Annotated in this window: 21 protein-coding genes; 9 read left to right on the forward strand and 12 right to left on the reverse strand. The window is 66.6% G+C overall.

Going from position 1 to position 26,878, the window contains the following annotated elements; all coding sequences use genetic code 11:
- Positions 1 to 13: 13 nt before the first annotated feature.
- Together V3B64_RS01135 and V3B64_RS01140 are read left to right on the forward strand one after the other, a co-directional pair.
- Positions 14 to 2,554: a TcfC E-set like domain-containing protein gene (locus V3B64_RS01135; RefSeq protein WP_329913404.1), complete on the forward strand. Its 2,541-nt coding sequence runs from the start codon at positions 14 to 16 to the stop codon at positions 2,552 to 2,554.
- Positions 2,551 to 3,738 carry a hypothetical protein gene (locus V3B64_RS01140; protein WP_329913405.1) on the forward strand — a complete coding sequence of 396 codons (1,188 nt, stop codon included), beginning with the start codon at positions 2,551 to 2,553 and terminating at the stop codon, positions 3,736 to 3,738. Before V3B64_RS01135 ends, V3B64_RS01140 begins: the two co-directional genes overlap by 4 nt.
- A gap of 153 nt (positions 3,739 to 3,891) precedes the next feature.
- On the opposite strand, the gene pip is transcribed toward V3B64_RS01140, so the two are convergent.
- Positions 3,892 to 4,839, reverse strand: coding sequence for a prolyl aminopeptidase (gene pip, locus V3B64_RS01145; RefSeq protein ID WP_329913406.1), 948 nt, complete (start codon positions 4,837 to 4,839; stop codon positions 3,892 to 3,894).
- A gap of 114 nt (positions 4,840 to 4,953) precedes the next feature.
- Here pip and V3B64_RS01150 point away from each other — a divergent pair, with 114 nt between their 5' ends.
- Positions 4,954 to 5,619, forward strand: coding sequence for a TraX family protein (locus tag V3B64_RS01150; RefSeq protein ID WP_329913407.1), 666 nt, complete (start codon positions 4,954 to 4,956; stop codon positions 5,617 to 5,619).
- 463 nt (positions 5,620 to 6,082) lie between these two features.
- On the forward strand, positions 6,083 to 6,439 hold the full coding sequence (locus V3B64_RS01155) for a hypothetical protein (RefSeq protein WP_329913408.1): 357 nt from the start codon (positions 6,083 to 6,085) through the stop codon (positions 6,437 to 6,439).
- Positions 6,440 to 6,554: 115 nt separating this feature from the next.
- Here the strand turns inward: V3B64_RS01155 and V3B64_RS01160 are convergent, their stop codons facing one another.
- Positions 6,555 to 8,750, reverse strand: coding sequence for a TonB-dependent siderophore receptor (locus V3B64_RS01160; RefSeq protein WP_329913409.1), 2,196 nt, complete (start codon positions 8,748 to 8,750; stop codon positions 6,555 to 6,557).
- A gap of 239 nt (positions 8,751 to 8,989) precedes the next feature.
- Here V3B64_RS01160 and V3B64_RS01165 point away from each other — a divergent pair, with 239 nt between their 5' ends.
- Together V3B64_RS01165 and V3B64_RS01170 are read left to right on the forward strand one after the other, a co-directional pair.
- Positions 8,990 to 9,574 (forward strand): TetR/AcrR family transcriptional regulator, encoded by a 585-nt coding sequence (locus V3B64_RS01165; protein WP_329913410.1) that lies wholly within the window; start codon positions 8,990 to 8,992, stop codon positions 9,572 to 9,574.
- Positions 9,575 to 9,627: 53 nt separating this feature from the next.
- Positions 9,628 to 10,740: a crosslink repair DNA glycosylase YcaQ family protein gene (locus V3B64_RS01170; protein WP_329913411.1), complete on the forward strand. Its 1,113-nt coding sequence runs from the start codon at positions 9,628 to 9,630 to the stop codon at positions 10,738 to 10,740.
- A gap of 350 nt (positions 10,741 to 11,090) precedes the next feature.
- Here the strand turns inward: V3B64_RS01170 and V3B64_RS01175 are convergent, their stop codons facing one another.
- The 5 genes from V3B64_RS01175 to V3B64_RS01195 all read right to left on the reverse strand — a co-directional run bounded on the left by V3B64_RS01175 (position 11,091) and on the right by V3B64_RS01195 (position 16,534).
- The gene (locus V3B64_RS01175; RefSeq protein ID WP_248857725.1) at positions 11,091 to 11,369 is read right to left on the reverse strand and encodes a DUF3325 domain-containing protein; all 279 of its coding nucleotides are present in this window, start codon (positions 11,367 to 11,369) and stop codon (positions 11,091 to 11,093) included.
- Positions 11,366 to 12,976, reverse strand: coding sequence for a PepSY-associated TM helix domain-containing protein (locus V3B64_RS01180; protein ID WP_329913412.1), 1,611 nt, complete (start codon positions 12,974 to 12,976; stop codon positions 11,366 to 11,368). The genes V3B64_RS01175 and V3B64_RS01180 overlap by 4 nt, the downstream gene beginning before the upstream one ends.
- Complete coding sequence (locus V3B64_RS01185) at positions 12,973 to 13,272, reverse strand: DUF3649 domain-containing protein (RefSeq protein ID WP_032129500.1); 300 nt, start codon at positions 13,270 to 13,272, stop codon at positions 12,973 to 12,975. Before V3B64_RS01185 ends, V3B64_RS01180 begins: the two co-directional genes overlap by 4 nt.
- 52 nt (positions 13,273 to 13,324) lie before the next feature.
- Positions 13,325 to 15,502: a TonB-dependent siderophore receptor gene (locus V3B64_RS01190; RefSeq protein WP_329913413.1), complete on the reverse strand. Its 2,178-nt coding sequence runs from the start codon at positions 15,500 to 15,502 to the stop codon at positions 13,325 to 13,327.
- A gap of 195 nt (positions 15,503 to 15,697) precedes the next feature.
- On the reverse strand, positions 15,698 to 16,534 hold the full coding sequence (locus V3B64_RS01195) for a siderophore-interacting protein (RefSeq protein ID WP_329913414.1): 837 nt from the start codon (positions 16,532 to 16,534) through the stop codon (positions 15,698 to 15,700).
- A 170-nt stretch (positions 16,535 to 16,704) separates the two neighbouring features.
- Between V3B64_RS01195 and V3B64_RS01200 the strand changes: the two genes are divergently transcribed.
- The gene (locus V3B64_RS01200) at positions 16,705 to 17,313 is read left to right on the forward strand and encodes a TetR/AcrR family transcriptional regulator (protein WP_329913415.1); all 609 of its coding nucleotides are present in this window, start codon (positions 16,705 to 16,707) and stop codon (positions 17,311 to 17,313) included.
- A gap of 761 nt (positions 17,314 to 18,074) precedes the next feature.
- On the opposite strand, the gene V3B64_RS01205 is transcribed toward V3B64_RS01200, so the two are convergent.
- The 4 genes from V3B64_RS01205 to V3B64_RS01220 all read right to left on the reverse strand — a co-directional run bounded on the left by V3B64_RS01205 (position 18,075) and on the right by V3B64_RS01220 (position 21,604).
- Positions 18,075 to 19,001, reverse strand: coding sequence for an ABC transporter six-transmembrane domain-containing protein (locus V3B64_RS01205; RefSeq protein WP_329913416.1), 927 nt, complete (start codon positions 18,999 to 19,001; stop codon positions 18,075 to 18,077).
- A gap of 189 nt (positions 19,002 to 19,190) precedes the next feature.
- Positions 19,191 to 20,267 (reverse strand): ATP-binding protein, encoded by a 1,077-nt coding sequence (locus V3B64_RS01210; protein ID WP_121503630.1) that lies wholly within the window; start codon positions 20,265 to 20,267, stop codon positions 19,191 to 19,193.
- Between the two features lie 3 nt (positions 20,268 to 20,270).
- The gene (locus V3B64_RS01215) at positions 20,271 to 20,984 is read right to left on the reverse strand and encodes a response regulator (RefSeq protein ID WP_253143204.1); all 714 of its coding nucleotides are present in this window, start codon (positions 20,982 to 20,984) and stop codon (positions 20,271 to 20,273) included.
- Between the two features lie 53 nt (positions 20,985 to 21,037).
- The gene (locus V3B64_RS01220; protein ID WP_329913417.1) at positions 21,038 to 21,604 is read right to left on the reverse strand and encodes a hypothetical protein; all 567 of its coding nucleotides are present in this window, start codon (positions 21,602 to 21,604) and stop codon (positions 21,038 to 21,040) included.
- Positions 21,605 to 21,840: 236 nt separating this feature from the next.
- Here V3B64_RS01220 and V3B64_RS01225 point away from each other — a divergent pair, with 236 nt between their 5' ends.
- Complete coding sequence (locus V3B64_RS01225) at positions 21,841 to 23,022, forward strand: efflux RND transporter periplasmic adaptor subunit (RefSeq protein ID WP_121503628.1); 1,182 nt, start codon at positions 21,841 to 21,843, stop codon at positions 23,020 to 23,022.
- A 2-nt stretch (positions 23,023 to 23,024) separates the two neighbouring features.
- Positions 23,025 to 24,968, forward strand: coding sequence for a MacB family efflux pump subunit (locus V3B64_RS01230; protein WP_121503361.1), 1,944 nt, complete (start codon positions 23,025 to 23,027; stop codon positions 24,966 to 24,968).
- A gap of 77 nt (positions 24,969 to 25,045) precedes the next feature.
- Here the strand turns inward: V3B64_RS01230 and V3B64_RS01235 are convergent, their stop codons facing one another.
- Positions 25,046 to 26,755, reverse strand: a complete 1,710-nt coding sequence (locus V3B64_RS01235) for a PAS domain S-box protein (RefSeq protein WP_329913418.1) — start codon at positions 26,753 to 26,755, stop codon at positions 25,046 to 25,048.
- Positions 26,756 to 26,878: the final 123 nt, after the last annotated feature.

Genomic DNA, 26,878 nt, shown 5'->3' on the forward strand with positions numbered 1-26,878 from the left:
CGGGCATCTACCCATGAGACTTCCCCTCCGCCCCCCCTATCCAATCCTTACGCGATTGGCGGCTGGCATCGGCGCCGTGGTGTTTGCCGCGTCCAGCCATGCCGCCGGTCTTGCGCTGGGTGAGCTGCCCAGCCTGCTGGAGCAGCGCGAGCGCATGCCTGCGGAGTTCCGCGAGCATCTGTTCGGCAATCCGCTCACCGTGCGGGTGGAACTGGACGGGCGCTATCTGGGTGACGCCGAGGTGCTGCTGCACGAAGACAATCGCGTGCAGCTGATCGGCTTCGGTGAAGCCCATGACAGCCCGCTTCCACAGACGGAGCGGGCGCGCTGGGCCGAGGCGCTGGCCGAGCCGATGGCGCTGGGCGTCTGCAGCCAGCAATGCCGGGGCCTGGCTGCGCTGCACTACAGCCTGTCCAATTCCCTGCTCAGCCTGCTGACCCCAGCGGGTGCGCACAAGGAAGGGCGCCATGTCGCGCTGCCGGAGCGCGGCAGCCACGGCCTGATCGTCCGCAACAGCGTGGCCGTGCATGGCGGCCAGGAGCAACAGACCTCGGCGCGCTACAGTGCCGAACTGCGTGGCAGTGTTGGCCGCTGGAGCACGGTCGGCAGCTATCAGTACTATGCCCAACCGGGCAGCCGCGAGCAGTATCTCAGTGCCCTGTATGCCCAGCGCGAGCTGGGCGACCATTTCGTGCGTGCGGGCTACTTCCTGCCTACCTTCGAAGGCATCATCCGCCAGCCACGCGCACCCGGCACGCAGAACGATACCGCGCTGGGCTTCATGCTCGGCTCGTCGGACGTGCTGCTGGCCGACACGCGCAGCCCCAGTGTGTACCCGGTCTATGTCACTGCCAGCCGCGAAGGCGTGGTGGAGATCCTGCGCGACGGCAATCTGTTGTCCACGCAGGCCGTCAAGCCGGGCATCCAGGAGATCGACACCCGGCGCCTGCCGGGCGGCATCTATGACGTGGAACTGCGTGTCATCGAAGATGGCCGCGAGGCCTCGCGTGAGACCGCGTCGATCCACAAACCAAGTCGATGGAGCGACTCCAGCCGCCGCTGGCGCTACAGCGTGTTCGCCGGCCAACAGCGTGGCCTGCTCGATAGCGGTCGCGCACTGCAGGAGGGCAGGCTGGCTGCGGGTGCGGTGGTCAATTATCTGGTGCATCCGCGGGCGGTTGCCGGTGCCACGGTGCAGCAGATCGGCACGCGCCACGCGGCCGGTCTGTCGATGGACTGGCAGGCCAGTGACCGCTTCAGCACCTACACCAATGTCTACACCTCCAGTGATGCCGGGCGCGGCGTCGACCTGCAGGGGTTGTACCGCTACCGCACCGGCTCGCTGGTGGTCAATCATGCGCGCAGCTGGGCCGAGCAGCGCCAGCGCGTCCTGCCCGGTGACGGCTCCGCACCGCGTTGGGTAACCCGCGGGGGCTGGCAGGACACGACTGCCGTGTCGATCACCCATCGTTTCAGCCATCGCGACAACGCCAGCCTGCGGGTGGCGCGCACCTCGGGCTTCACCAAAGGCACCGGCATCGATGTGTCCTATGGGCGCCGCGAGACCCTGTTCGGCAAGCACGATGTGAATTGGCGGATTTCGGCCTACGACCGCCCCGGTAGCCACTTCACGCACTACCGGCGGCAACGCGGCGTTGACCTGACGGTAAGCGTATCGCTGGGCAGCGAGCGTCGCAGCTACAGCGGCAGCCTGGGCAGCCGCACTGGCGAAGCCGGCCTGCGCGACACCTATGTCAGCGCGGCAGCGACGCAGCGCGTGGATGGCAAGCTTGTGCAGAGCGTGAACGGCATGATCAGCGCCGAGCGCGGCGGCGATAGCGCAGGCGCCGGTGCCTACCTGCAGAGTTCGCTGCTGGAAGGTGATGTGCAGCTGTACCGCGGCGCGGGCTCGGGCCACGTCAGTGGCAGCGCCAATCTGGACAGCACGCTGGTGATCGGCGGTGGCCATGCCGCGGTGCTTGGCCAGGGGCGCAGCGGCAGCGTGGACACCGGCATCATCGTCGACGTACGCAGTGACTATCCCGATGTTGCCCTGCGTGCCGACGACAGCCGGGGCGGCGGTGTGGAGTTGAAGCCGGGGCGCAACTTCGTGCCGGTGACTGCCTACCGCGCGGGCCACGTGCAGTTTGATTTCCAGGGGCGGCACGCGCCCGCTGCCACTCTGCAGCCGTCCACCGTCAGCTACCACCTCAACAAGGGCGGGGTGATGCACGCCACCGTGGATGTGCTGCGCACGTTCACCGTGATGGGCCAGGTGCTCGATGCCGACGGCAACGGCGTGCGGGGTGTGCAGGTGATCAACCACGCCGGGCGCAGCGTCAGCCAGGAAGAGGGGTTCTTCACGCTGGAACTGAGTGCACGTGCTCCGGTGGTGGAGCTGCGCTACCCCAACCTGGTGAGCTGTGTGCTGACGATGGAGGAGGGGCAGTATCCGCGAGAGGGGGACTTGCTGATGGTGGGAGAGATCGGCTGCCCTGCGTCGGTGGTATCGCGCGCAATGCTGGTCCCGCGTGCAGTAGGAGAGAGAGAATGATCCTGATTAGATTGTGCTTCGTGCTGCTGATACTTCTGGTTTCAGGGGACGCCTTGGGGCAGGTCGCCGAGGTTAAGGTAACCGGGGTATTCAGGCCGAGCGCGCTGAATCCGGGCAACACCGAGTTCGAGAACACAACCCCCAAGGACAGCTATTGCAGCTGGAGACCCGCGGAATGTGAGAAGAAGGGCGCATATATCTTCAGCGTAGGAGGTGGTGAACTGTGGAGGAAGTCTGGAGATGGAGATAACGACTCGCGTCGTGACACTACGTACGTCCGCTTCCCAAAGCCGCGCGTCATAACGCTGACCGAAGAGACCAGTGGCCGTTCATTTTCCGCGAAGATCAGCTTCGTAGCCATCGCGCTGCGACTTGACTTTACCAATGGCCCAGACCCTTGGTACTGGGGTGTCGGTGGTGGTTGCACTGCAATTCGTGGGGGCGGTGGACTGGGCTGGTCTCTTGGAGGATGGGCTGTGCGTGACCCCTCTGATCCGAAGGAGTGCTTCAGCAACAGGCCGCGGAACTCGCGCAACTACAGATACCGAAATGTTGGCCTTGGCATCAATGTGGAGTTGCCACGCGCGACCACGCTGTTGAATGGACGTTACGTCGCATCCGAAAGCTGGTCGACAGGTGGTTCAGAAGCTGACATCGACCTCGGTGACAACATCACCGGCACCAGCAGCATCCGAATGAACTTCGTGTTCGACGTGATTCATGACTTTGAGGTGAGGTTCTCCAGCGAGTCTCCCACCGCACGACTTGCGCCTGATGGAGGCTGGTCACAATGGACCGATCACGGTCTGGCGCCCAAGAGACTGCATCAGGAGCTGCCTTTTGTACTCACCTCTTCGATGGACTTCAGCATGAAGCTGCGGTGTGAGCATGATGCAGGTGATCGATGTGGGATCAGAAAGGCCGCCGACGGCACGGTGGTGCCGGTAGACGTGGGCGTGACGATCCCGGGCATGAGCAACGTCCGTGATGGACAACCCGCGCAGGACACCCCCTTGCTGCCGGATGATGCGCGGGCGCCACGTTTCACACCGGACGGCTATCTGATGCAGCGGCGATCGACGCTGCGCTTCACAGCTGGCCGCGAAGCGGTGACGGAGATGCTGAAGTCGCCCGGCTCGCATTGGCAGGGCAACATGACGGTCGTGTTTGATGCCAATCCGTGACGAGCCGACAGCCTGTCTGGGTAGAGTCGACTGATAGTCGACTGCTCTCGGCAGGAAACTGAAAACCTCGCGCTGCGCGCGATAGTCGACTAACAGTCGACTCTACCCTCGATTGCTGGGATGCCAGCCAGCGGCCGGCACTACCCCACGTCTTCAGAAGTGGTCGGCGAACGCGTCCGTGGCGCGCACCAGCGCATCCACCGTTGCCGGCTCGTTCGCGCTATGCCCCGAGGTCACCATCTCCAGCGTGGCTTCCGGCCAGGCCTTGGCCAGGTCCCAGGCGCTGCGCGGCGGGCAGATGATGTCGTAGCGGCCCTGCACGATCACGCACGGCAGGTGGCGGATGCGATCGACATCGCGCAGCAGCTGGTTCGGCTCCAGGAAGATGCCATTGCGGAAGTAGTGGGCCTCGATGCGGGCCTTGGCCAGGGTATCCAGCGGGTCATCCGTGGAAACCGCATCCACGTCGTGCTGCAGGGTGGCGGCGTTGTCCTCCCAGCCCAGCCAGGCCTGCGCGGCGGCGATGCGGGTGGCCTCATCGGCGCTGTCCATGCGCGTCCAGTAGGCCGCAATCATGTCGCTGCGTTCGCCTTCCGGGATATAGGCCTCGTAGCGGTCCCAGCGCTCCGGGAAGATCCAGCGTGCACCGCCGTTGGCCTCGGCGAACCAGCGGTTCTCCATCTCGCGGCCCAGGAACACGCCACGCACGATCAGGCCGGTGGCGCGCTCAGGGTGCGCCTGCGCGTAGGCCAGCGACAGGGTTGAGCCCCAGGAGCCGCCATAGACCAGCCAGCGTTCGATGCCCAGGTGCTCGCGCACCTTCTCGATGTCGGCCACCAGATCCTGCGTGGTGTTGTCGCGAAGCTCGCCGAACGGCTTGGAGCGGCCGCTGCCGCGCTGGTCGATCAGCACGATGCGGTAGCGCGCCGGGTCGAAGAAGCGGCGATGGGTCGGTGAGATGCCGGCGCCCGGGCCGCCATGCAGGTACACCACCGGGATGCCCTCGGGCGTGCCGCACTCTTCGATATGCAGGGTGTGCAGATCGCTCACCGGCAGGGTGAACTCGCGGTAGGGCTCGATGGCGGGGTACAGGGTGCGCATGGCGGGCGTCTCACAAGCAGGGGCGGCCAGCATAGCGCCGCCGCCTGCGGCTTGCAGCGGCCGGCTCCTGCGCGACGCTGGAAATGGGCTGGCCGATGCGCATAAGCTTCCGCGATGCAAGCGACCACGACCGGGACGTCCACCTTCAACCTCACTCTCGGCAGCGGCGCGCGCGAGCTGTTGAAGTGGATCGCACTGCTGACCATGACCGGCGACCATGTGGCCAAGGTGGTCTTCGGCGGCTACCTGCCGGTGGTCAGCGAACTGGGGCGTATCGCGTTCCCGCTGTTCGCGCTGGTGATGGCCTGCAACCTGGCCCAGCCCGGAGCCGACCCGCGTAAATCGATACGCCGGCTCGCGCTATGGGGGCTGATCGCGCAGCCATTGCACGCACTCGCGTTCGGTTCCTGGCTGCCGCTCAACATCCTGTTGACCTTCGCTCTGGCCGCGGTGGCCGTGCATGCGTTGGCGAACAATCGGCCGGTGCAGCTGTTGCTGGCCGCAGGTCTGCTGCCGATGCTGGTGGACTATCAGTGGGCCGGTGTGGGCAGCGTACTGCTGGCCTGGATCGCGTTCCGGCATCGGGCCTGGTGGTTGTTGCTGGCCGCGCTTGCAGCGGTGTGCTGGGCCAACCACAACGGCTGGGCGCTGCTGGCCATTCCGATAGTGCTGCTGGCGGCGCGGATGACGTGGGAACTGCCGCGCTGGCGCTGGGTGTTCTACGGGTACTACGTGGGGCATCTGGCGGTGCTGGCGTTGATTGCCCATCTGCTTGCGTAATGTCGGAACTGGCATCTCGCATGTCTCGAATGCCGGATGCAGTCAAGGAATGCGCGGTGCCAATGCTGGTGGGGAATGCCGCAGATGGTATGGCGCAAGTTGTTGAATATTTGGATCAATTGACGATATGCGACAATGCCATCGCTGCGTAAACGTCGCTGTCTTTGCACGTGGGTTGTTGGCGCCTGCCATCCCGTTGTGCACATGATGGGGTGCCACCGAATAAGGGTGGCCGGGGCCTGGAAACCCCGTTGAGTAAGTGCTGTTTACGCTTGCCAGCCGGCGTCGCCTTGCGCGGCGTCGGCTGGCATTCCGTTCGCGTTCCATGGCGGGCGGTGCGTGGAGGTGGGCGCAAGCCCACCGCCCGGGTATAGCACTGACTCACGGGATTTCCAGCCACGTACCGTCCGCCGCCTTGATTGTTAAGGGCGGTGGTCCCGCATGCCTTACACGGAGACCTGCCATGAACGCATCGGAGTTCCCTCATCAGCACGCCTCGGCCAATGCCGATGAAGGGCACGACATCGCAACTGATCCCAACAGCCTGATGGCCCTGCTGCATCGCATCGGGTTGGGCGCGGCCGCCGACGGCCAGCCCTGGCCCGAGCGCCATCAGCTGCCGGGCCGCTGCCTGGCGTTGGCCGACGCCGACGGTGCGCTGGCCGGGCTGCGTATCCTGCAGGAAATCCTGCTGGCGGCCGAACGCGCCCGCCAGAATGGTGGCCCGGATCAGTACGTGGGCGATCGCGTGATGGAAGGCCTGAAGCTGGCGGCATTGGCGTTGACCAGTCATGCCATCTATCGCCTGCACCCGGAATGAAACGTAGATCCACGCCATGCGTGGATGCTGTTGGCGGATCACCATGGCATCAGCCAGGCATGGCCTGGCTCTACTGATGCATTTCCAGTAGATCCACGCCATGCGTGGATGCCTTTCAGAAATCCATCGTGGCCGACAACAACACCGTTCTCGGCGCCCCCAGCGCCAGGCTCGACAACAACGGCATGCCCCAGTACGCCTTGTTGGTCACGTTGTTCACGCTGGCGCGCAGGGCAAGCGGTCGCCCCGCCATCGTGGTGCTGTAGCGCGCACCCACATCAAACAACGTGCGCCCCGGCACCGACAGGCGATTGTCGGCACTGATGTACTGCTTCGACATCGCGGTGGCATTGCCGGTCAGGGTCAAGCCCTCCAGCGCAGGCACATCCCATTCCACGCCCAGCTTCGCCTGCCGCTGCGCAACGGCCGTGGCCATGCGGCCTTCATTCACGCCACCTGCCGTGCGGGTCAGCTTCGGCTGCACGTAGGCCACGCCGCCTAGCAGGCGCACGCCATCCAGCGGTGAGCCGAAGAAGCCCCATTCCACGCCACGGTTCCGTTGTTCGCCGCCGAACGAGAAGATATTCGTGACCGGGTCGGTGTAGCTGCTTGGACGCTTGATCTCGTACACGCTGAAGGTGTGCGCGAAGCTGCCCAGGTCCAGCTTCAGGCCCAGCTCCTTCTGCTTGGTGCGGAACGGTGCGAACACATCGCCAGCATTGGCCGCGGTCATCGGCGCGGTGGCGCCCTGGCTGAGACCTTCGATGTAGTTGGTGTAGACCGAGATCGTGTCGGTGGCCTTCACCAGCAGCGCGGCGGCCGGGGTGGTGGCGCTCTCGTCATAGCGCGAGGTGCGCGCACCGCTCGTCACATTGAAGGTCTCGCTGACCACCTGCTGGCGACGCACGCCTAGTGTCAGCTGCACGCGGTCATTGGCGAAGGATAGGGTGTCGGCGAAGCCGATGCTGTCCAGCCGCAGTTCGGTGTGCGAGATATGCGGTGCGATGAACGGCGCGGCCGGGCCCCACACCGGGTTGTACAGGTTGGTGGTCCAGTCCCAGCCCGGCACGCTGCGGCGGCCGTAGTCGTTCTGGGTGTGCTGGTAGTGGGTCACGTTGGCGGCCCACTGGTGGCTCACGCTGCCGGTACGGAAGCTGCCGCGCAGGCCGGCATCACCGGATTGCTTCTTGATGTCGAACGCCAGCTGGCCCATCACCGTAGTGAAGTCACCGGCCGGGTTGAGGATCTGCGCGCTGATCGAACCGTTGTAGCGGTAGTCGGTCTTGCTGGTGCCGTAGGCCAGGTAGGCCATCAGGTGTTCGTTGATGTCCAGCTCGCCGCGCAGCATTGCGCCCTTGTCCTGGCTGTCCACGTAGGCCCAGTCCGGGTTGATCAGGGTGTCGCCACGCGGCGGCCGCGGAATCGCCACGCCCGGTGCCAGGCCGACACCACGGGCGGGGCCATCGACGCGGTCGTCGGCGCTGTACAGATCAGCGGAGAGGCGGGCGCGCTCGCCGCGCCAGTCCAGCGCCAGCGAACCCAGTTGCACCTTCTTGCTCTGCTTGCCGACCGCACCGTCGCCATCACGGTACGCGCCGTTGAAGCGGATGCCGAACTGCTTGTCGGTACCCAGCCGACGACCCACATCCACATGGGTGCCGAACTGCGCATCGGAGGCGAAGTTGGCGCTGACCCGCAGCAGCGGTTGCTCGCCCGCGCGCTTGGGCACCAGGTTGACGCTGCCACCGACCGAGCCGCCGGGCGGCATGCCGTTGAGCAGGGCGGACGGGCCCTTCAGCACCTCGATGCGCTCGAACATTTCCGGCGAGGTGCGGTAGTACGGCGCCATGCCACTGAGGCCATTGAAGGTGGTATCGCTGGTGTTGGAGGCGAAGCCACGTATCGCGTAGTTCTCACTCCAGGAGCCGGTGACGCCATTGCTGAACACCGTGGGGTCGGTGGCGGCGATGACGTCGGTCAGGTCCTTGGCCTGGCGATCACGGATGAAGGACTCGGTGTAGCTGACCGTACTGAACGGGGTGTCCATGAAGTCCTTGTCGCCGAGCAGGCCGACCCGGCTACCGGAAGCCACCTGGCCGCCGGCATAGTCACCGGTCACCCGGCGCTGTTCCTGCACCTGCACCGAGGGCAGGGTGGACGGCGCGGATTCTGCGAGTGCGGCAAACGAGGCCAGCAGCCCCAGTGCCAGGGCCGACACCCGGTAGCGCCGGGCCATCGGCGGATGCATCTGCACGCGGCTCGCGGCGGCCGCTGCGGGCTGCAGCGGAGAGGAAAGGTGGTACACGGTCATGCCAGGTTCCTGTGAATCGCAGGTGCGAACGCGCCTGGCGCGCTGCCGACGGCAAGCACGGGGGAGGGCGCAGCGCAGGGTTGTCGGCTGGGTGGGGACCTGGCGGGAAGTGAGCCATGGGCTCGATCGCGGACGGCGGCGGGGTTGCGAACCACACGCCTTCCGAATTAGTTGAGTAAATTAAACTAAACCATATGAAGCGGACAAGAGGGTCCCTTTGCTGGCACCCTCGCTACGGTATGAACATGCACCCTGATATCCCGGCGTCGGCCCGCGGCCGTCCGCCCACCATCACCCCCGATCGCCTGGCCGACATCGGCATCAAATTGGGCCTGCCGAACCTGACCATGGCCAACGTGGCCGCCGAACTGGCAGTGACCCAGGCCGCGCTCTACAAGCGCGTGGCCAACCTGGAGGCCTTGAAGCGGCTGGTGGCCGATACGGTGTTCCAGCGCTGGCAGATTCCGCGCGCCTCGGCCGATGCGCCGGGTGGGCTGCAGGCGTACCTGCTGGGGTTCGTCGATTCGCTGTGCGAGGTGGTGAAAGCACACCCCGGACTACCGCCGTACCTGCTGCGCCGTTCGGTGGCGACCGCGCCGATGCTGGACAAGATCGCCTCGCACCAGGCGCATGTGGCCGAGGTGTTCGGCCTGCCGCTGGACAAGGCGCGCTGGCTGCTGGCCACGATCGCGTTCTACTGCATTGCCGGTGCGGATACGGTCTATGGGATTGCCGACGACGAAGAGGGCCAGGTGATCACTGAGTTCAAGCAGGGCATGCGTGCGCTGGTGATCGGTTCGCTGGAGGTGTTGGAACTTCGGTAGAACCACGCGATGCGTGGATGCCGTTACACGGTTCGCCACGGCCCCATCCACGCATGGCGTGGATCTACAATGCGGCCATGCCTGCCACGCCCACCCTCGATGATCTGCGCCGCCATGCGGTGGCGCGCACGCTGTTCAAGCCCACCACGCTGCTGACCGCGATCCGGCGCCTGGGCTTCGTGCAGGCCGACCCGATCCGCGCACCGGCACGCGCGCAGGACCTGACCCTGCGCCACCGGGTAAAGGACTACCGCGCCGGTGATCTGGAGCGGCGCTATACGCGCCTGCCGGTGGAAGAAGATTGCCTGGTGAACTACGGCTTCCTGCCGCGTGAGCATCTGGCACTGATGCACCCGCGCGTGTCCAAGCGCGCATGGGATGCCGAGACCCGGCGCCGCGCGGAAGATGTGCTGGCCTTCGTGCGCGAACGTGGCAGCGTGCATCCGCGCGAGGTTGATCAGGCGTTCGCGCATGGCCGGGTGACCAACTACTGGGGCGGCACCAGCAATGCCAGCACGCACCTGCTGGACGGCATGCACTACCGCGGCCTGCTGCGCGTGCAACGGCGCGACAGTGGCACCCGCATCTACGCGGTGGCCGACCACGCCGAGGCGGATGCCAGCGAGCAGGCGCAGATCGAACGCGCCGCGGCCCTGATCGACCTGGTGGTACGCAAGTACGCGCCGCTGCCGTCGGCCAGCCTGACCTACCTGGTGCGCCTGCTGGGATACGGTGCTCCGCATCTGGCCGAACAGACCCGGCAGGCGTTGATGCTGGCCAAGCAACAGCTGGCCAGCTGCACGCTGGACGGCACCACCTGGTACTGGCCGGCCGACGAGAATCCGCGCTCGCGCCGTCACGCACCGGATGAGCAGGTGCGCCTGCTGGCACCGTTCGACCCGGTGGTGTGGGACCGCCGCCGCTTCGAGCTGCTGTGGGGCTGGGTCTACAAGTTCGAGGCCTACACGCCTGCGCCGAAGCGCCAGTACGGCTACTACGCACTGCCCGTGCTGTGGCACGACCAGGTGGTGGGCTGGGCCAATCTCAGCGTGCGCGACGGTGAACTGGCGTCCAGCGTGGGCTACGCCGGCAAGTCACTGGCCCGCGACAAGGTGTTTCGTGGCGCGCTTGAAGACGAACTGCAGCGCATGGCCGCGTTCCTGTAGAGCCGAGCCATGCTCGGCTGTTCGAAGCAACGTTCATCGCGCCCGGTAGCCGCCAACCTTGGTTGGCGCTGACTTCCACCGGTGCCCACCAAGGTGGGCATCTACCAAAGCAACGCCGCGCAGGCCCGGTAGTCGCCAACCTTGGTTGGCGCTGGCTTCCATCGGTGCCCACCAAGGTGGGCAGCTACCAAAGCAGCGCCGCGCAGGCCCGGTAGTCGCCAACCTTGGTTGGCGCCGCGATGCATCGGTGCCCACCAAGGTGGGCATCTACCAAAGCAACACCGCTCAGGCCCGGTAGTCGCCAACCTTGGTTGGCGCTGGTTTCCATCGGTGCCCACCAAGGTGGGCATCTACCGATTCCACCGCCCATGCACCACCATCGCCAACACCACCACGCCCGCGGCAACGCTGGTGTGACCGGACAGCGCAGCCAGACCGAAACCCACGCCCAACCCGCGCATGGCAAACACGGCACTGAACACCAGCAGTGCCCAGCCAATCGCGCGCAGCTGCTGGGTTGCCTGCGCGCTCAGCACACGACGCAATACGTCCCGCTGATGACGCTCCATCGCCAGTGCCAGGCAGGCGAACGCGGCCAGCGACAACACGAACAGAATGACGTGGATCATGCGCTGGCCTCCGGTGCCGCAGTGCGTGACGCGGCAGACGGCCGTGCACGCTTCACCTTCGGCGCATGCCGCCAGGTGCGCCAGGCCAGCAGCGTGTGCAGGGCGGCCAATGCCAGCAGGGTCAGGTCGGTGCCGGCAAACGCCCAATCGCCCGCGGCCAGCGTGCGCCACAGCGGATGCAGCGTGGTCATTGCAGTCAGCACCGGCAGCAGCGCCAGCAGCAACGCCGCCAGCAGGAACTGTTCGATCCATGCACGCTTCGGTGTGCGCAGCGTGGCGTGCACGAACATGGCCGCCCAGGCCAGGAAGAACACATGCACCTCCCACGCCGCGCGCCCGTCCATGGTGATGGGCAGCAGGCGGTTGGCCCATAGATAGGCCGCCATCGCCACCGACAGGCCGGCGACGGTGGCGATGTTGAGACGCTCGACCAGGCGGAAGCCGAAGTAGGGGCGCTGCGGATCGGGCAGCTGCGCGCGGCGCTTGACCGTCCATAGCACCAGCCCGGTGCCGACCATGGCGGTGCCGGCCAGGCTGACGATGAAGTACAGCCAGCGCAGAGCGGCATCGGCGAAGCGGCCCAGGTGCAGGCCATACAGCACGCCCTGGGTATCGGCGGCAACGCCCGAGTGTTCCTTGAGCTGCAGCAGCTGCCCACCGCTGCCGTCGAACAGCAGATAGTTCGGGGTGGTCGAAACACGGCTGGACTGCGCACGCACCACGGCCACGCGTGCGTTCTCGTCGCCGGGATTCTGCACCTGCACGCTGCCCACCGCGCCGGCTCCCCAGCGCTGCTCGGCCTGCTGCACCAGTGCACCGACGTTGGTGAGCGGAGCAGGGTGGCCGGCGGCCTTCTGCGGTGGCAGGAACAGGCGCATCTCGCTGACGACCTCGGCCTGCTGGCGCTTGTCCGGCAGCTTGGCCAGGCCCCACGGCATGTACAGTACCGCCAGCATCACCAGGCCGCTCCAGGTGATCATGAAGTGGAACGGCAGGCCGAGTACCGACAGCGCCGCGTGTCCATCCAGCCACGAGCGCTGGCCCTTGCCCCAGCGGAAAGTGAAGAAGTCGGCGAAGATCTTCTTGTGGGTGATTACGCCGCTGACGATGGCGACCAGCATGAACATCGCGCACAGGCCGACGATCCAGCGGCCCCACATCGCCGGCATGTAGTGCAGGTTGAAGTGGAAGGCATAGAAGAAGTCGCCGCCGCCGGTGTCACGTGCCTGCAGCGGTGCACCGGTGCTGGCGTCGAACAGGCCCGAGTCGAAGCCATGCCGGCCACGCCCGCCCGGGCTGGCCCACATCGCCGACACCCACGGCATGCGCGTGCTCGGCAGGCTGAGGTTGATCTGGCTGGCCGCAGGCGTGTCGGCCATGATCGCCGTGACGGTACGCTGCGCAACCACAGCGGCGTTCGGCAACACGGACGGTGTGGCGATTTCCGGGCGGGTGTAGCGCGAGAGCTCGTCGCGGAAGTAGCTGGCGGTGCCGGTGAGGAACATCGCGTACAGGATCCATCCGGCCAGCAGCCCCACCCAGATATGCAGGTCGGACATGGTCTGGCGGATGCCGCGTGGCTTCGGAGTGCGATCGACCTTGCTCATGCTGCGCCTCCGTTGCCGACCGTCTGTGCGATCAACCACAAGGGCAACGCGACGAGGAGCAGGCCCAGCCACGCGCGCCACGCCGAGCGCACCGCGAACACCCAGACCACGGCGCCGGCGTACAGCAGGAAGCTGGCCAGCATGCCAGTGAACACGGCCTGGCGACCATCGATGGGCAGCGCCAGTGCCGCGATGCTGCACAGTGCGGCCAGCACATAGCCGCCGAACAACGCGGCGATGATGCGTGAGACCAGGGGCAGCCAGGTCAGCACGGAGGCGGTACGGGAAACGGTCAAAGCACTTCTCCAGGGCACCACGCGCAATGGCGTGGCGCCCTTGAAACGAGGATCAGAAATCGATGGTGGCCGACAGCAGGGCGGTGCGTGGCGTACCCAGCCCCGAGCCGAGGCTGCCCGCCCAGTACGCCTTGTTGGTCAGGTTCTGCACGGTGGCACGCAGTACCAGCGGATGGCCAGCCGCTTGCGTCGCATAGCGGGCACCGAGATCGAACACGGTGCGGCCCGCCACCCACTGGCTGTTGTCAGCAGTGATATAGCCCTTGGACATACTGACCGCATTGCTGGTGAGGGTGAGACCGGCCACGGCCGGCACGTCCCATTCCACGCCCAGCTTGCCCTGCCACTGCGGTGTGGCCGTCGCCAGCCGGCCTTCGTTGATACCGCCCTGGGTACGGGTGAGCTTCGGCTGCAGCCAGCCGATGCCGCCGAGCACGCGCAGCTGTTCGGTGGCCTGGCCGAACACGGTCCATTCCACGCCCCGGTTGCGTTGCTGGCCGCCGAACGAGAACACATTGGTGGTCGGGTCGGTGTAGGAGCTGGGCTTTTCGATCTCGTACACGCTAAATGCGCTGGCCAAGCGGCCGAAGTCGAACTTGGCACCGACCTCGCGCTGGCGGGTCTTGAACGGCGGGAACACGTCGCCCGCGTTGGCGGCGGTGGCCGGGGCGGTACTGCCCTGGCTCAGGCCTTCGATGTAGTTGGCATACAGTGACAGGCGGTCGCTGGCCTTGAACAGCAGTGCACCGGCCGGGGTGTTGGCGCTGGCGTCGTAGCGTGCGGTGCGTTTTCCGGTGTTGCCGTCGAAGGTATCGCTGAGCACGGTCTGGTGGCGGATGCCCACGGTCAGCTGCACACGATCATCGATGAAGGACAGCGTATCGGCGATGCCGAAGCTGGTGGTGCGCACTTCCGCGGTCTTTGGCAGCGACGCATCACTGAAGCTGCGGTCGATGGCAGGGCCCCACTGCGGGTTGTAGATATTGGTTACCCAATCGCGGGCCAGCAGGTTGCGCTTGAAGCCGAACTTCTGGTCGTGCTGGTACCAGGCTGCACTGATGGCCAGCGCGTGATCGACCGCGCCGGTGCGGAAACGCGCCGACAATCCGGCTTCGGCGGTGTCCTTGCTGTAGATGAAGCGTTGGTGGGCGAAGTTGTTGCGGAAGTCGCCGGCGGTGTTGGTGATCAGCGTGGTGGCACTGGCGATGGAGTCGAAATCGGTATGGCCGTGGCCGTAGCTGGCATGCGCCTGCAGGTAGTCATTGATGTCGAACGACCAGCGCAGTGCGGCGGCCTGGTCCTTGACGGTGCTGAAGGTCCAGTCCGGTGCAAACAGGGTGCTTTCTTTCGGCGGGCGGGGCACGGCCAGGCCGGGCGCCAGCGAGACGCCACGGTTGAGGCCATCCACATGGTCGCGGCTGCTGAACAGGTCCAGCGACACCTGCGAGCGCTCACCACGCCAGTCCAGGCCGAGCGATGCGAGCTGCGTCTTGTGCTGCTGGTGGTTGGTGGCGGTGTCGCCGTCGCGGTGCACGGCATTGAGGCGCACGCCGAACTGCTTGTCCGCGCCGAAGCGGCGGCCGACATCCAGGTGACCGCCCCACTGCGCGTCGCTGCCGTAGCTGGCGGTGAAGCGGGTCAGCGGCGTGTCGCCTGCACGCTTGGGTACCACGTTAACCGCACCGCCCACCGAGCCACCGGGCGGCATGCCGTTGAGCAGCGCGGACGGGCCCTTCAGCACTTCGATGCTCTCGGCCAGTTCGGGAGTGACGCGGTAGTAGGGGATCAGCCCGTACAGGCCACCAAAGCCGATATCCGACGAGGCGACACCGAAACCGCGGATGTTGAAGTAGTCGGTGATGCCACCGCTGGAGCCACTGTTGTAGACACTGGGGTCGGTCAGTGCGATGACCCGCACCAGGTCCGGCGCCTGGATGTTGTCGATGAATTCGGCGGTGTAGCGGGTGGTGTTGAACGGCGTGTCCATGAAGTCGAGCTCGCCGAGCAGGCCGACGCCGCTGCCGCGCGTGACCTGGCCGCCGGCGTAGGTATCGGTGGGTGCGGTCTTGTCGGCGCGCACGTTCACGGTGGGCAACTGGCGGGCGCCATCGGGTGCATCGTTGGCGTGTGCGGCCGTGGCGATCAGCAGGGTGGGCAGCAACGCCGCACGTGCGGCCAGGGAAAGCGCCGAGCGGCGTGGGAGGGGCAGGGTTCGCAGGGGGAGGGACATGGCGGTTCTCGTGTGGTGGGTCGTGCGATCGGCCAGCACGGCGCCGTCTGTGACCTGCAGGGGCAGGACGACGCGGGCTGTGGAATGGCTGGCAGAGGGCACGGCACTGCCGCTGTGGCAGTGCTGCACGCGAGGTGCGTGGGCGATCTGTGGCTGGGTGGAACGAAGCGCGGGGCGCGGATACTGCGGGGTGGATCAGATATCGTCGGCGAGGTCGTCGAGGTCCTGCAGGCCACCGCCGCGTGCCAGCACGCGCTCGTAGTTGCGGCGGCGACGCTGGTCGGTCTCGGTGGTGGTCTCGCCACGTTTCCAGTAGCCGGCCACGGCAACGTCGCTGGGTGGCAGGCCGACCGTTTCGATGAAGTGGCGGCGCAGGGCACGCATTTCCTCGCGCTCGCCGGCCGCCCAGACCGTGCTGCCGGGTTCCGGCCGCAGTTGGCGCGCCTGCTGCAGCAACGGCGCGTCACCGGTGGCGAGGCGGAGCACGCGGACACCTTCAATGGCGGGCAGTTCGTCTACCGGGAATGCATCATCCGAGGCGATCCAGGCCTCTGCGCGCAGGTCGGCCGGCCACTGCTGCAGCAATGCAAACAGGGCAGGGATGGCGCTTGGGTCGGCGAACAGGAGGGCGCAGGTGCCCTCGCGCTGCGGTACGTGCAGATGGGGGCGCGGTCCGGTCAGATCGAAGGCATCACCGGGGCGCAGCGCACGTACCCAGGCCAGCATCGGCCCCGGCGCCTCGTGCAGCACTACGTCCAGGGTGAACTGGCGGGTGTTGGGATCGAGGCTGCGCACGGTGTAGATCCGTGACACATCGCCGAACGTGGCGCCGAGCTGGATGCGCACGGCGGTGTTGGCACGCTGCCAGGGCGCGAGTTCTGCATGTTCCGGCAGCTGGACCACGAGGCGCAGCAGGCTGGCGCACGGCTGTGCAACCGCGACCACCTGGACCTGCAGCGCCTGCAGGCCGCGATCATGGTCGGCGCCGCGCAGCGGCCCGGCCGGGGTGATTGAAGTGGGGGACGCGGACATCGACAACGATCCTGGACACTGCAAATGCGAATTAGTTACATCATAGTAAACTAAATTGATCGTGCCGCAACCGGGGGCTGTCCACGGACCGCAGCGACGCGTTGACCGCGGCGTCGCTGCGGACCACCATGACAGCCCTTGCCCGCGCACCGCGCAGGAACCGTTACCGCATGGCTGCACCGAAAAAGACCGCTGCCCGTGGGCGGCCGCCCACCATCACCCGCGAGCGCATCGCCGACGCCGGCATTGTCATGACGCTGCCGGGGCTGAGCTTCGTGGGCGTGGCGGCGGCGCTGGGGGTCAGCCACATCGCGCTGTACAAGCATGTGGCGAATCTGGCGGCACTGCGCGAGCTGGTGGCCGAGGCGATCTTCGAGCGTTGGCAGGCACCGGCACTGGATGCCGCTGGCCGGCGCAGCATCGAGGAGGATCTGCGTGCGTTCCAACGTTCACTGCGGACGCTGGTGGACGGGAATCCGGGCCTGGCGCCGTTCCTGGTCAGCCACGGCGCGAAGACACCGGAGATGCTGGCGCGCATCCAGCGCCACCATGCCGAATTCAGCCGCGTGCATGGCCTGCCGCTGGAGCAGGCGGCGTGGCTGTTGTCCACCGTGGCCTATCACGCCGTGGCGTTGGCCGACACAGTGTACTCACGCCATGCGGTGGTGGATACCACGCGACGCCCGCTGGATCGGAAGGCGCAGGAGGCCGAGTTCGACCGCAGCATGGAAGCGTTGATCATCGGTGCATTGGCGATGTGCGGGCGCACGGCAACGTAGTCGCCAACCTTGGTTGGCACCGTTGCCCCGGTAGTCGCCAACCTTGGTTGGCGCCGCGATACATCGTTGCCCACCAAGGTGGGCGTCTACCGGTCAAGCGGCGTCCTTGCGCTCAGCATCCTCCATGCCGGGGCTGACGCGGCGGCCGATGTCCTTCCGCGAGGTAACGGCCAATCCTGGTTGGCACCGTTGCCCCGGTAGTCGCCAACCTTGGTTGGCGCCGCGATACATCGTTGCCCACCAAGGTGGGCATCTACCGGTCACGCGGCATCCTTGTGCTCCGCATCTTCCTTGCCGGGGCTGACGCGGCGGCCGATGTCCTTCCGCGAGGTAACCGCCAATCCTGGTTGGCACCGTTGCGCCGGTAGTCGCCAACCTTGGTTGGCGCCGCGACACATCGGTGCCCACCAAGGTGGGCATCTACCGGTCAAGCGGCGTCCGTGCGCTCAGCATCCTCCATGCCGGGGCTGACGCGGCGGCCGATGTCCTTCAGCGAGGTAATTGCCAATCCTGGTTGGCACCGTTGCCCCGGTAGTCGCCAACCTTGGTTGGCGCCGCGATATATCGTTGCCCACCAAGGTGGGCATCTACCGGTCACGCGGCATCCTTGTGCTCAGCATCCTCCATGCCGGGGCTGACGCGGCGGCCGATGTCCTTCAGCGAGGTAATTGCCAATCCTGGTTGGCACCGCTGCCCCGGTAGTCGCCAACCTTGGTTGGCGCAGCGATACATCGTTGCCCACCAAGGCGGGCATCTACCGGTTACGCGTCGTCCTTGCGCTCCGCATCCTCCATCCCCGGGCTGACGCGGCGGCCGATGTCCTTCAGGCGCGCGAGCTGATCCACCATCGATGGTGCATCGTCCAGGCTGCCGACGAAGGTCCACAGATAGGTCATCACCGCGTACACATGACCCGGCGTCACACCGTCGGTGGTGGCGAGTCGGCCGATGGTCAGCGCGAACAACACCGCTGCTGCCGCACCCACCACCACGAAGGCACCGGCTTCGCGATCAGACAGCAGGATACGCAGCCGCGACAGCGTGGTGTAGTGGCGACGCAGCACCGAGGGGCTGACCCGGTCAACCAGGCGGATTTCATGTTCCAGCCGGTTGTTCAGGCGCCCATGCAGCTGCTCGTTGCGGCGTGCGAACGACGGCATCAGCAACACCGCTCCGAGCAGGGCGATCAGGCTCGCGGCGCCCACCAGCGGTTCGATCACCAGCAGCATCACCGCCGCACCGAACATCGATACCAGCGCGGTGGCGATGATCGGCACGTGCTTTTCGAAGAAGTCGACGAACTCGCGGGCCAGCACCACGCGTGCGGCCGAGGTGGAGGTGGCGTGGCCCAGCCTGCGCTGTGCCTGCACCACATTCACCGCAAGGTCGGCATAGATGCGGGTGAAGGTACGGGTATCGACCGCACGGCGGGCGGCACCGACCAGCCAGAACAACAGCACCACGCCGGCGTAGGAGATGGCGTGGCCGATGTCGCCGCGGATGATCGCGTCCACCGCGAAGCCGGCAAACAGCGGATACGCCAGCAGCAGCGCGTTCTCCAGCGCCACCAGCGAGAACGTGCCGGTGAGCTGCCACGGGTAGGTGCGCAGGATGGCCTTGAGGGTGGCGGCCGCGTTCTGCTGGCCGATGCTACCGGCGGCGGCCGCCGGATCGTGGGGGTGTTTCATGGGGATGCCTGGGCAAGGTGGAGACAGGGCAGGGGGCTGGATACCTGCCGCCTCCCTGGTCACGCCCAGTATCTGCAGCCCTTTGGAGCGGGCATGGAGGGACGATGGAGATTGCGTGGAGGAACCGGCGCCGTTCAGCGATGCGAATGCCCACCAAGGTGGGCCGCTACCAGGGCAGTGTCTACCGCCTCAACGGCGGGCATGCACCGGCCAGCGGATTTCGAAGGCACTGCCACCACGTTCGGTGGCCCGGCATAGCGCTGTTCCGTGATGGGCCACGGCAATCGCACGCACCACGGCCAGGCCAAGCCCGGAGCCACCACTCTGCCGCGAACGCGAGACATCCGTGCGCTGGAAGGCTTCGAAGATGCTGTCGCGAAGGTCGTCCGGCACACCGGGGCCGCCATCTTCCACCGTGACGGTGCAATGGCCTTCTGCCAGCGTCACGTACACCCGCAGCGGGCAGGGAATGGCATGGCGTCGTGCATTCTCCAACAGTGCCAGTACTGCCTGGCGGATGCGTGCAGGATCGCAGTCGGCCAGCGAAGGTCGTGCGTCCAATGTCACCGAGAAACCACTCTCGGTCAGTGCCTCGGACATCGCTTCAACCACCGCGGCCACCTGCACACTGACATCGCTGCGCTGCAGGCGCAGATCCAGGTGGCCACTCTCGGCCAGGCTGACCACGCGCAGGTCCTCGATGATGCGGGTCAGGCCTTCCAGTTGGGTGAGCATGCTGTTGAACTGCTCCGGGCCCGGCTCGAACACGCCTTCGGCGATGCCCTGCAAGCGGCCGCGCAGGATGGTCATCGGCGTGCGCAGTTCATGCGCGATCGCCGCGTTCCAGAACACCCGGTTCTCGGACATCCGGCTCAGCCGTTCTGCCATGGAGTTGAAATCGCTGACCAGCGTGGCCGCTTCGGCCATCGTGGTATCACCACCGCGTGCACGCGCTTCCAGATCGCCACTGGCGACCCGGCGCAGGCTTTCGGCCACCGAGTTCAACGGCGTGATGATGCGCCGGGTCAGGCGCGAGGCGACCAGCGTGGCGAAGATGACGACCACGGTGGCGGTCAATCCGATCCACAGCCATTCCAGCCCGGATGGCATGATCGTTTCCGGCTCGTCGTACCAGCGCGGATAGAACACCTCCATGAGGTAATAGAACAGGTAGAAGCCGCTGATCGACAGCACCGTCGAACACAGCGAGGCCACCGTGATGGACAGCGTGATCTGGCGTCCGATGCTCTTGCCTTTGGGGTTCATCATTCAGTCCAGGAAGCGGTAGCCGACGCCGCGGATGGTGGCGGGAATGCCGATCACGCCGACATCCTCCAGCTTGCGCCGCAGTTTGCTGACATGGCTGTCGACGGTGCGTTCCTGCGCATCGCCTTCGGGCAGGCAGGCATGCAGGAGATCGGCCCGCGCATGCACCTGCCGCGGCGCGCGTGCCATATGCACCAGCAGCCGGAACTCGGTGAGGGTGAAGTTCAGCTCGTGCACCTGCTCGCCATGGCGCACGGTCACCTCGTGGCTGCGCAGGTCGATCTCGAAGGGCCCTTGGCGGATCAACCCGTTGGGCGCTTCGACCACGGTCCGGGAACTCCGGCGCAGCACGGCCTGGATGCGGGCGACGATCTCGGCCGGATTGAATGGCTTGGCCACGTAGTCGTCGGCGCCCACGCGCAGGCCGGTCAGCTTGTCCACGTCCTGGTCGAGCGCAGTGAGCATGATGACCGGGGTGTTGCCGATCCGTCGCAGTTCGCTCAGCACCTGCCAGCCATCCAGTTTTGGCATCTGCACATCCAGCAGCACCAGGTCCGGACGCAGTTGGCGGTGGCTGGCGAGTGCCGCCTCACCGTCGGCGGCGCGGGCGCTGCGCAGGCCGGAACGGGCCAGGTAGGCACTGAGGATGTCGGCGATTTCGCCCTCATCTTCGGCAATCAGCACCAAGGGTGCCTGTCGGGTACGGAGATCGTTCATTGCGTGCTGCGGGTTCGGGGCAAGGGTGGGCAAGGGCGGGATCTGGGGCAGGGTCATCGTCGGCACTGCATGTCCTGCGCCTCTTCGTTGGCAGCCCAGGCCAGGGTGGCCAGCACCAGCGTGCGCCGCAGACTCGGTTCCACTGCACCTGCGCCGCGCAGCTGCTGCAGCATCAGGGTGGACACCGCCGCCGGCAGCTTGCTCCAGCGCGATGCCATGGGAGTGGTATCTACCCGGGCCTGCAGCCGCAAGGCCATGGCCAGGATGGCGCGCAGGCGCAGTGCCAGCAGGGCGACGACCACGAGAGTGGCTAGGGCGAGCAGCAGATGCAGGGTGGCGTCGGCGACCGGGTGCGTTGCCGCCCAGACCGCCAGACCAATCAGCGCCAGCGACGCGAGTGCGCCGGAACGGCCAGTGCCACCGGGCCCATCGCTGCGGAACCCCACCAGGGCGGCCGCCCCGAAGCCCGCCAGCAGCGGGGGTAACGGATCCGGCGCGGCCAGCATCCAGCTGGTGGTCGATGCCAACACGACGGCGATCAACCACGGCGAAGGCGCACACCACGCCAGGTAGGCACGGCGCACATCGATGGGTGGCAGGTCTGGATGGGAAAGGGACACGGCAGGCGGGCAGTCGGCGAGGCCGACGAGGCTAGCGACCGTTGATGGAGACTCGGTCGAGATTGTGTCGAGATTGCGTGGACGCAGGCCGCAGCATTCAGGCGCGGGGCTGGTGCCTGAACGGCTGCCGCGCCTCCATGCAATCTCCACAGTGGCTCCAAGAAATGTCCATCCGCGGCTTCCAGACTGCGGTTTCGGCGGTCGCACTGGGCGACTGCACGCAGCCGGGCGTTTCGATGAGCAACCGCAGGACCTGGATCATTGCCGCTACGGTGGCCACATTGGCCGCCGGCGCTGGATGGTGGGCGTTTGCCGGCGGCGATGATGCCGCGCTGATCACCGCACCGGCAAGGGTGGCGGATCTGGAGAAGACCGTACAGGCGGTCGGCCGGGTCCATCCCAAGGAGCTGGTGGCGGTGGGTGCGCAGGTGTCCGGCCAGGTCAAGCGCCTGCATGTAGTGCTGGGCCAGCGCGTACAGGCCGGTGACCTGATCGCCGAGGTCGATTCGCAGCCGCAGCGTATCGCGCTGCGCAGTGCCGAGGCGGCCACCAACACGCTGCGCGCCCAGCATGCCGCCAGCCAGGCCCGCTATGCGCAGGCCAGTCGTGCTTACCAGCGGCAGTCGCAGCTGGTGGCGTCGCGCCTGGTGTCACAGGAAGGTTTCGAAGCCGCACGCGTGGCGCGCGATGCGGCACGCTCAGAGGTGGCCGCGCTGCAGGCGCAGATCGACCAGGCCGTGACCCAGGTCGAAACCGCACGGATCAACCTGGGCTATACCCGCATTGTTTCGCCCAGCGACGGTTACATCGTGGCCATCGTCACCAAGGCCGGGCAGACGTTGAACTCGATGCAGACCACGCCGACCATCGTGATGCTGGCGCAGATGGATACGATGACCGTGCGCGCCGAGATCGCCGAGGCTGATGTCGAGCTGGTGGCACCGGGACAACCGCTGTGGTTCTCGACATTGGGGCCGAGCGGCCGCCGCTATGAATCCCACCTGCAGCAGCTGGAACCGGCGCCGTCCTCGATTGCCGACGTCGCCACCGGCAATGCGGGTGGCTCTGCGCAGACGCCGAAGGCGGTGTACTACGCCGGCCTGTTCGACGTGGCCAATCCCGGCCTGAAGCTGAAGCCCTCGATGACGGTGAAGGTGACCCTGCAGCTGGCGCGGGTCGCCAACGCGCTGCAGGTGCCATTGACGGCGCTGGTCGATTCGGATGGCAAGGACGGCAGCCGTGGAACCGTGCGCGTGGTGGACACCAAGGGCCGCCCCCAGCAGCGTGCGGTGACGACCGGCCTGCGCACCGCCACCGCCGTGCAGATCCTGTCCGGCCTGCGCGAGGGCGAGAACGTGGTGGTCGGCCAGGCGCCCAGCGGCGGCGAATCCGAACCAACCAGCCTGCTGGGGATGTGAGCATGGCCGACGCACTGCTGGAACTGCATGGCGTATCGCGCGCCTATCGCTCCGCCGCCGGCGAGGTGGTGGTGCTGAAGGACGTTTCGCTGCGCATCGATGCCGGCGAGTTCATCGCCATCATCGGCCCCTCGGGCTCGGGCAAGTCCACGCTGATGAACATCCTTGGCTGCCTGGACCGGCCGACCGAGGGCAGCTATCGGGTGAACGGCGAGGCCACCGAGCAGATGGCGCCGGACGCGCTGGCACGCCTGCGCCGCGAGCATTTCGGCTTCATCTTCCAGCGCTACAACCTGATGGAGAACCTGAGTGCCACCGAGAACGTGGCGCTGCCGGCAGTCTATGCCGGCGTGGAGGCGGACGTGCGCACTGCCCGTGCACGCACGCTGCTGGAAACGCTGGGGCTGGGCGAACGCATGGCGAACCGGCCGAGCCAGCTGTCCGGCGGCCAGCAGCAGCGCGTGTCCATTGCCCGTTCGCTGATGAACGGCGGCGCGATCGTGCTGGCCGATGAACCCACCGGCGCGCTCGATCACGCCAGTGGTCAGCAGGTGATGGCCGAGCTGAAGCGCCTGCATGCACAGGGCCACACGGTGATCCTGGTGACACACGATGCGGCGATTGCCGCCAACGCGGCGCGGGTGATCGAGATCGCCGACGGCCGGGTGGTGACCGACCGCGGCGAGCGGGGATCGCGTGCTGTGGCTGAAACACCCGGGACCGAACGCGGCGTGTCGCCGGTCACCGAGCGCCGCGCACGCATGGATGCGATTCGCGAAGCCGCGCGCATGGCCGTGCGCTCGATGCTGGCCCATCGCCTGCGCACGCTGCTGACCATGCTTGGGATCATCATCGGCGTAGCGGCCGTGGTGACCGTGGTTGCGCTGGGCAAGGGCGCACAGGCGCAGGTCGAATCACAGATCAACGAACTGGGCGCCAGTACGCTGGAGATCTTCCCGGGCGCCGATTTCGGTGACCCGCGCTCGGCGGAGATCGAGACACTGGTGGTGGGCGATGCGGACCATCTTGCGGCCTTGAGTTACGTGGACAGCGTGAGCCCGAACCTGAGCGGATCGGTGGCGGCGCTGCAGGGCAATCGGCGTGCCAACACCCAGGTGCTGGGCGTAGGCGCCGACATGCCGCGCGTGCGTGGGCTGCGGTTGAAGGCCGGCCGCTTCTTCACCGACGCCGAAGTGGATGCGCACCGTGCCGTGGGTGTGGTCGACCAGAAGGCGGCCAAAGCGCTGTTCAGCGGCAGCCCGATCGGCAGCACGGTGCTGCTGGGCGGCATGCCGGTGGAGGTGATCGGTGTGGTCGGGGCCAATGCGTTCGCGGGTGGTGCAACCCCGACGGTCTACGTGCCGTATACCTCGGCGGCCTCGCGGCTGCTGGGCAGCGAGCGCCTGGAGAGCATCACGGTGCGTGTGCGCGACAACGTACCCACCAACGCCGCCGAAGCCTCGCTGGGTGCCGAGCTGGAGCGGTTGCATGGCCGTCGTGACTTCTTCATCTACAACGCCGACCAGATCCGCAAGGCGGTGATGAAGTCCAGCCAGACCATGGCAGCGTTGGTTTCGGCCATCGCAGCAGTGGCGCTGGTGGTCGGCGGGGTGGGGGTGATGAACATCATGCTGGTCTCGGTGAAGGAGCGCGTGCGCGAGATCGGCGTGCGGCTGGCGGTGGGCGCGCGGCAGGGCGACATCCTGCGCCAGTTCCTGATCGAGGCCGTGCTGATCTGCCTGTTCGGTGGCGTGCTGGGGGTGCTGTTCGCGTTCGGCGTGGGTGCGCTGTCCAGCCTGCTGTCGCTGGGTGTGCCGTTCCTGTTCACGGCGGGGCCGGTGCTCGCCGCGCTGGCATGTTCGTCTGCGATCGGGCTTGGATTCGGCTACTTCCCGGCGCGCAGTGCGGCGCAACTGGACCCGATCCAGGCGTTGGCAGCGGAGTAGGCGCAGGCCCGGTGCGGGCATTTGTGGAGCCGAAGGCAACGGCAGGAGCCGTTGCCTTTGGCTCCACAGGAGCAGCCTCAGGATGAGGGGCGCGGATGCGTGCGCACGCGTGCACGCTCGCGATACAGACGGCTGTCGGCGCGCTGCAGGGTGTCGGCCACCGTCTCGCCGGGTGCATGATGGGTCGCGCCCAGCGAGAAGGGCGTGGGTGACTGCCCGGCATGCTGCGCATACCACTGCTCCAGCGCGGCCAGCCGTCCCGGTTCCGGTGCAGTCAGCACCACCATGAACTCGTCGCCACCCATACGCACTACGCTTTCCATTGACCCCAGTGGAGCGCGCAGGAAGGCGGCGAACTCGACCAGCACCGTGTCACCCCGCGCATGGCCCTGGGTGTCGTTGATCTGCTTGAAATGATCCAGATCGAACATCAGGCAGGCCCAGGGCTGGTCGATCAGTTCGTCCAGGCGGGGCAGGAAGCGGCGGTTGTAGCTCTGGGTGAGTGGATCCTTGAAGGACATCTCGCGCAACTGCTGTTCCTGCATCCGCAGCGCCGTGACGTCCTGCGCATGGCCGAGCACGTAGGGTGGGGTGGCCTCGTTGTCGAGCACGTTGTGATACGCCCAGAAATGCCGGGTACCATCGGCGGCGATCAGCTCGATGACGCCGGCATCGGTGTGGTGGACTGCGATGCGTTCCAGATACGCCTTGAACGCGGCCCGCTTCTCCGGCGGCATCAGGTCGCACAAGCTGCGCCCGATCATGTAGCTCTCATCGAAGCCCAGTGACTGCACGGCCGCTGGGTTCACCGAGGTCAGCACGCCCTCCAGCGTGTGGGTGCAGATCAGGCCAAGGCTGTAGTGGAACAGCCGCCGGTAGCGGGTTTCGCTGGCTTCCAGTGCATCCAGCGCGGCGCGCTCCTCGGTGATGTCCTGTATGGCCCCGACCAGCCGCGGCCGGCCATCGACCTGCTGCCGGCCTCCAACCACGCGGGTCCAGATGGCTCGTCCGTCGGCGGTGGTCATCGGCAGCTGCACCTCCCACGATGTGCCTTCATCGATGCAACGCTGCACCGCCGTGCGGATGATGTTTCGGCTGTCCTCGCGATAGAACGAGAGCGCAGTTTCGAGCGTCGGTTCGAAGTTGCTGCGCACGCCGTGGATCTGCTTGGTTTCGCGGGTCCAGCGGACCTCGTTGCTGACCAGGTCCATTTCCCAGCCACCCACCCGGGCCGCGCGGTTCGTGCGCTCCAGGAAGTCCTCGCTGCGCTTCAGCTCACGATGCAGGGCCTTGGCCTGGCCGACCTGGGCCATCAGCGTGCTGCGCTGCTCCAGCACCTGGGTGGTGACCCGGGCCAGATGCACCATCAATTCGCGCTGGGAGGGAGACAGAACGCCCGGCATCGGGTCGAGCAGGCACAGCGTTCCTATGCGCGCGCCATGCGCCGAGCCCAGCGAGATCCCCGCGTAGTGGCGGATGCGCGGGCCGCCGGTGACCAGTGGATTGCTGGCGAAGCGCGGGTCCTGGCGCGCGTCCGGAATCTCGAACAGCGTGTCCTGCTGTATGGCATGGGTGCAGAATGAAATCTCGCGCGCGGTTTCGCTGACACCTTCCAGCCCGATGTTGGCCTTGAACCACTGGCGCTCGTCGGCAACAACTGAAATCAGAGCCATGGTCATGCCGGTAGCGGCACGCGCGGCGGCGACGATCGCATCGAAAACAGGCTCTGGTGGCGTGTCGAGCAGGTGCAGGCGGTCGAGTTCAAGCAGTCGTTCGGCTTCGTCCATGGCACTTTTCAGGGCGGGGTGGCAAGGGCGGCTTCGGCTGTCGGGCACTACGCTAGTGCGTACCGCGTTATGTATCGCCAGCGTCGGGTGATGCCGGTGTGACGCGTTGGCATCAGCGTTTCG

The organism is Stenotrophomonas sp. SMYL86, from assembly GCF_036320025.1.
In the GTDB taxonomy this organism is placed as follows: domain Bacteria; phylum Pseudomonadota; class Gammaproteobacteria; order Xanthomonadales; family Xanthomonadaceae; genus Stenotrophomonas; species Stenotrophomonas maltophilia_A.

What these genes read in the sequence shown, in the direction of transcription:
- V3B64_RS01135 (WP_329913404.1), top strand. Translation starts at nt 14, where the DNA reads ATGAGACTTCCCCTCCGCCCCCCCTATCCAATCCTTACGCGATTGGCG.
- V3B64_RS01140 (WP_329913405.1), top strand. Translation starts at nt 2,551, where the DNA reads ATGATCCTGATTAGATTGTGCTTCGTGCTGCTGATACTTCTGGTTTCA.
- pip (WP_329913406.1), bottom strand. Translation starts at nt 4,839, where the DNA reads ATGCGCACCCTGTACCCCGCCATCGAGCCCTACCGCGAGTTCACCCTG.
- V3B64_RS01150 (WP_329913407.1), top strand. Translation starts at nt 4,954, where the DNA reads ATGCAAGCGACCACGACCGGGACGTCCACCTTCAACCTCACTCTCGGC.
- V3B64_RS01155 (WP_329913408.1), top strand. Translation starts at nt 6,083, where the DNA reads ATGAACGCATCGGAGTTCCCTCATCAGCACGCCTCGGCCAATGCCGAT.
- V3B64_RS01160 (WP_329913409.1), bottom strand. Translation starts at nt 8,750, where the DNA reads ATGACCGTGTACCACCTTTCCTCTCCGCTGCAGCCCGCAGCGGCCGCC.
- V3B64_RS01165 (WP_329913410.1), top strand. Translation starts at nt 8,990, where the DNA reads ATGAACATGCACCCTGATATCCCGGCGTCGGCCCGCGGCCGTCCGCCC.
- V3B64_RS01170 (WP_329913411.1), top strand. Translation starts at nt 9,628, where the DNA reads ATGGCGTGGATCTACAATGCGGCCATGCCTGCCACGCCCACCCTCGAT.
- V3B64_RS01175 (WP_248857725.1), bottom strand. Translation starts at nt 11,369, where the DNA reads ATGATCCACGTCATTCTGTTCGTGTTGTCGCTGGCCGCGTTCGCCTGC.
- V3B64_RS01180 (WP_329913412.1), bottom strand. Translation starts at nt 12,976, where the DNA reads ATGAGCAAGGTCGATCGCACTCCGAAGCCACGCGGCATCCGCCAGACC.
- V3B64_RS01190 (WP_329913413.1), bottom strand. Translation starts at nt 15,502, where the DNA reads ATGTCCCTCCCCCTGCGAACCCTGCCCCTCCCACGCCGCTCGGCGCTT.
- V3B64_RS01195 (WP_329913414.1), bottom strand. Translation starts at nt 16,534, where the DNA reads ATGTCCGCGTCCCCCACTTCAATCACCCCGGCCGGGCCGCTGCGCGGC.
- V3B64_RS01200 (WP_329913415.1), top strand. Translation starts at nt 16,705, where the DNA reads ATGGCTGCACCGAAAAAGACCGCTGCCCGTGGGCGGCCGCCCACCATC.
- V3B64_RS01205 (WP_329913416.1), bottom strand. Translation starts at nt 19,001, where the DNA reads ATGAAACACCCCCACGATCCGGCGGCCGCCGCCGGTAGCATCGGCCAG.
- V3B64_RS01210 (WP_121503630.1), bottom strand. Translation starts at nt 20,267, where the DNA reads ATGAACCCCAAAGGCAAGAGCATCGGACGCCAGATCACGCTGTCCATC.
- V3B64_RS01215 (WP_253143204.1), bottom strand. Translation starts at nt 20,984, where the DNA reads ATGAACGATCTCCGTACCCGACAGGCACCCTTGGTGCTGATTGCCGAA.
- V3B64_RS01225 (WP_121503628.1), top strand. Translation starts at nt 21,841, where the DNA reads ATGAGCAACCGCAGGACCTGGATCATTGCCGCTACGGTGGCCACATTG.
- V3B64_RS01230 (WP_121503361.1), top strand. Translation starts at nt 23,025, where the DNA reads ATGGCCGACGCACTGCTGGAACTGCATGGCGTATCGCGCGCCTATCGC.
- V3B64_RS01235 (WP_329913418.1), bottom strand. Translation starts at nt 26,755, where the DNA reads ATGGACGAAGCCGAACGACTGCTTGAACTCGACCGCCTGCACCTGCTC.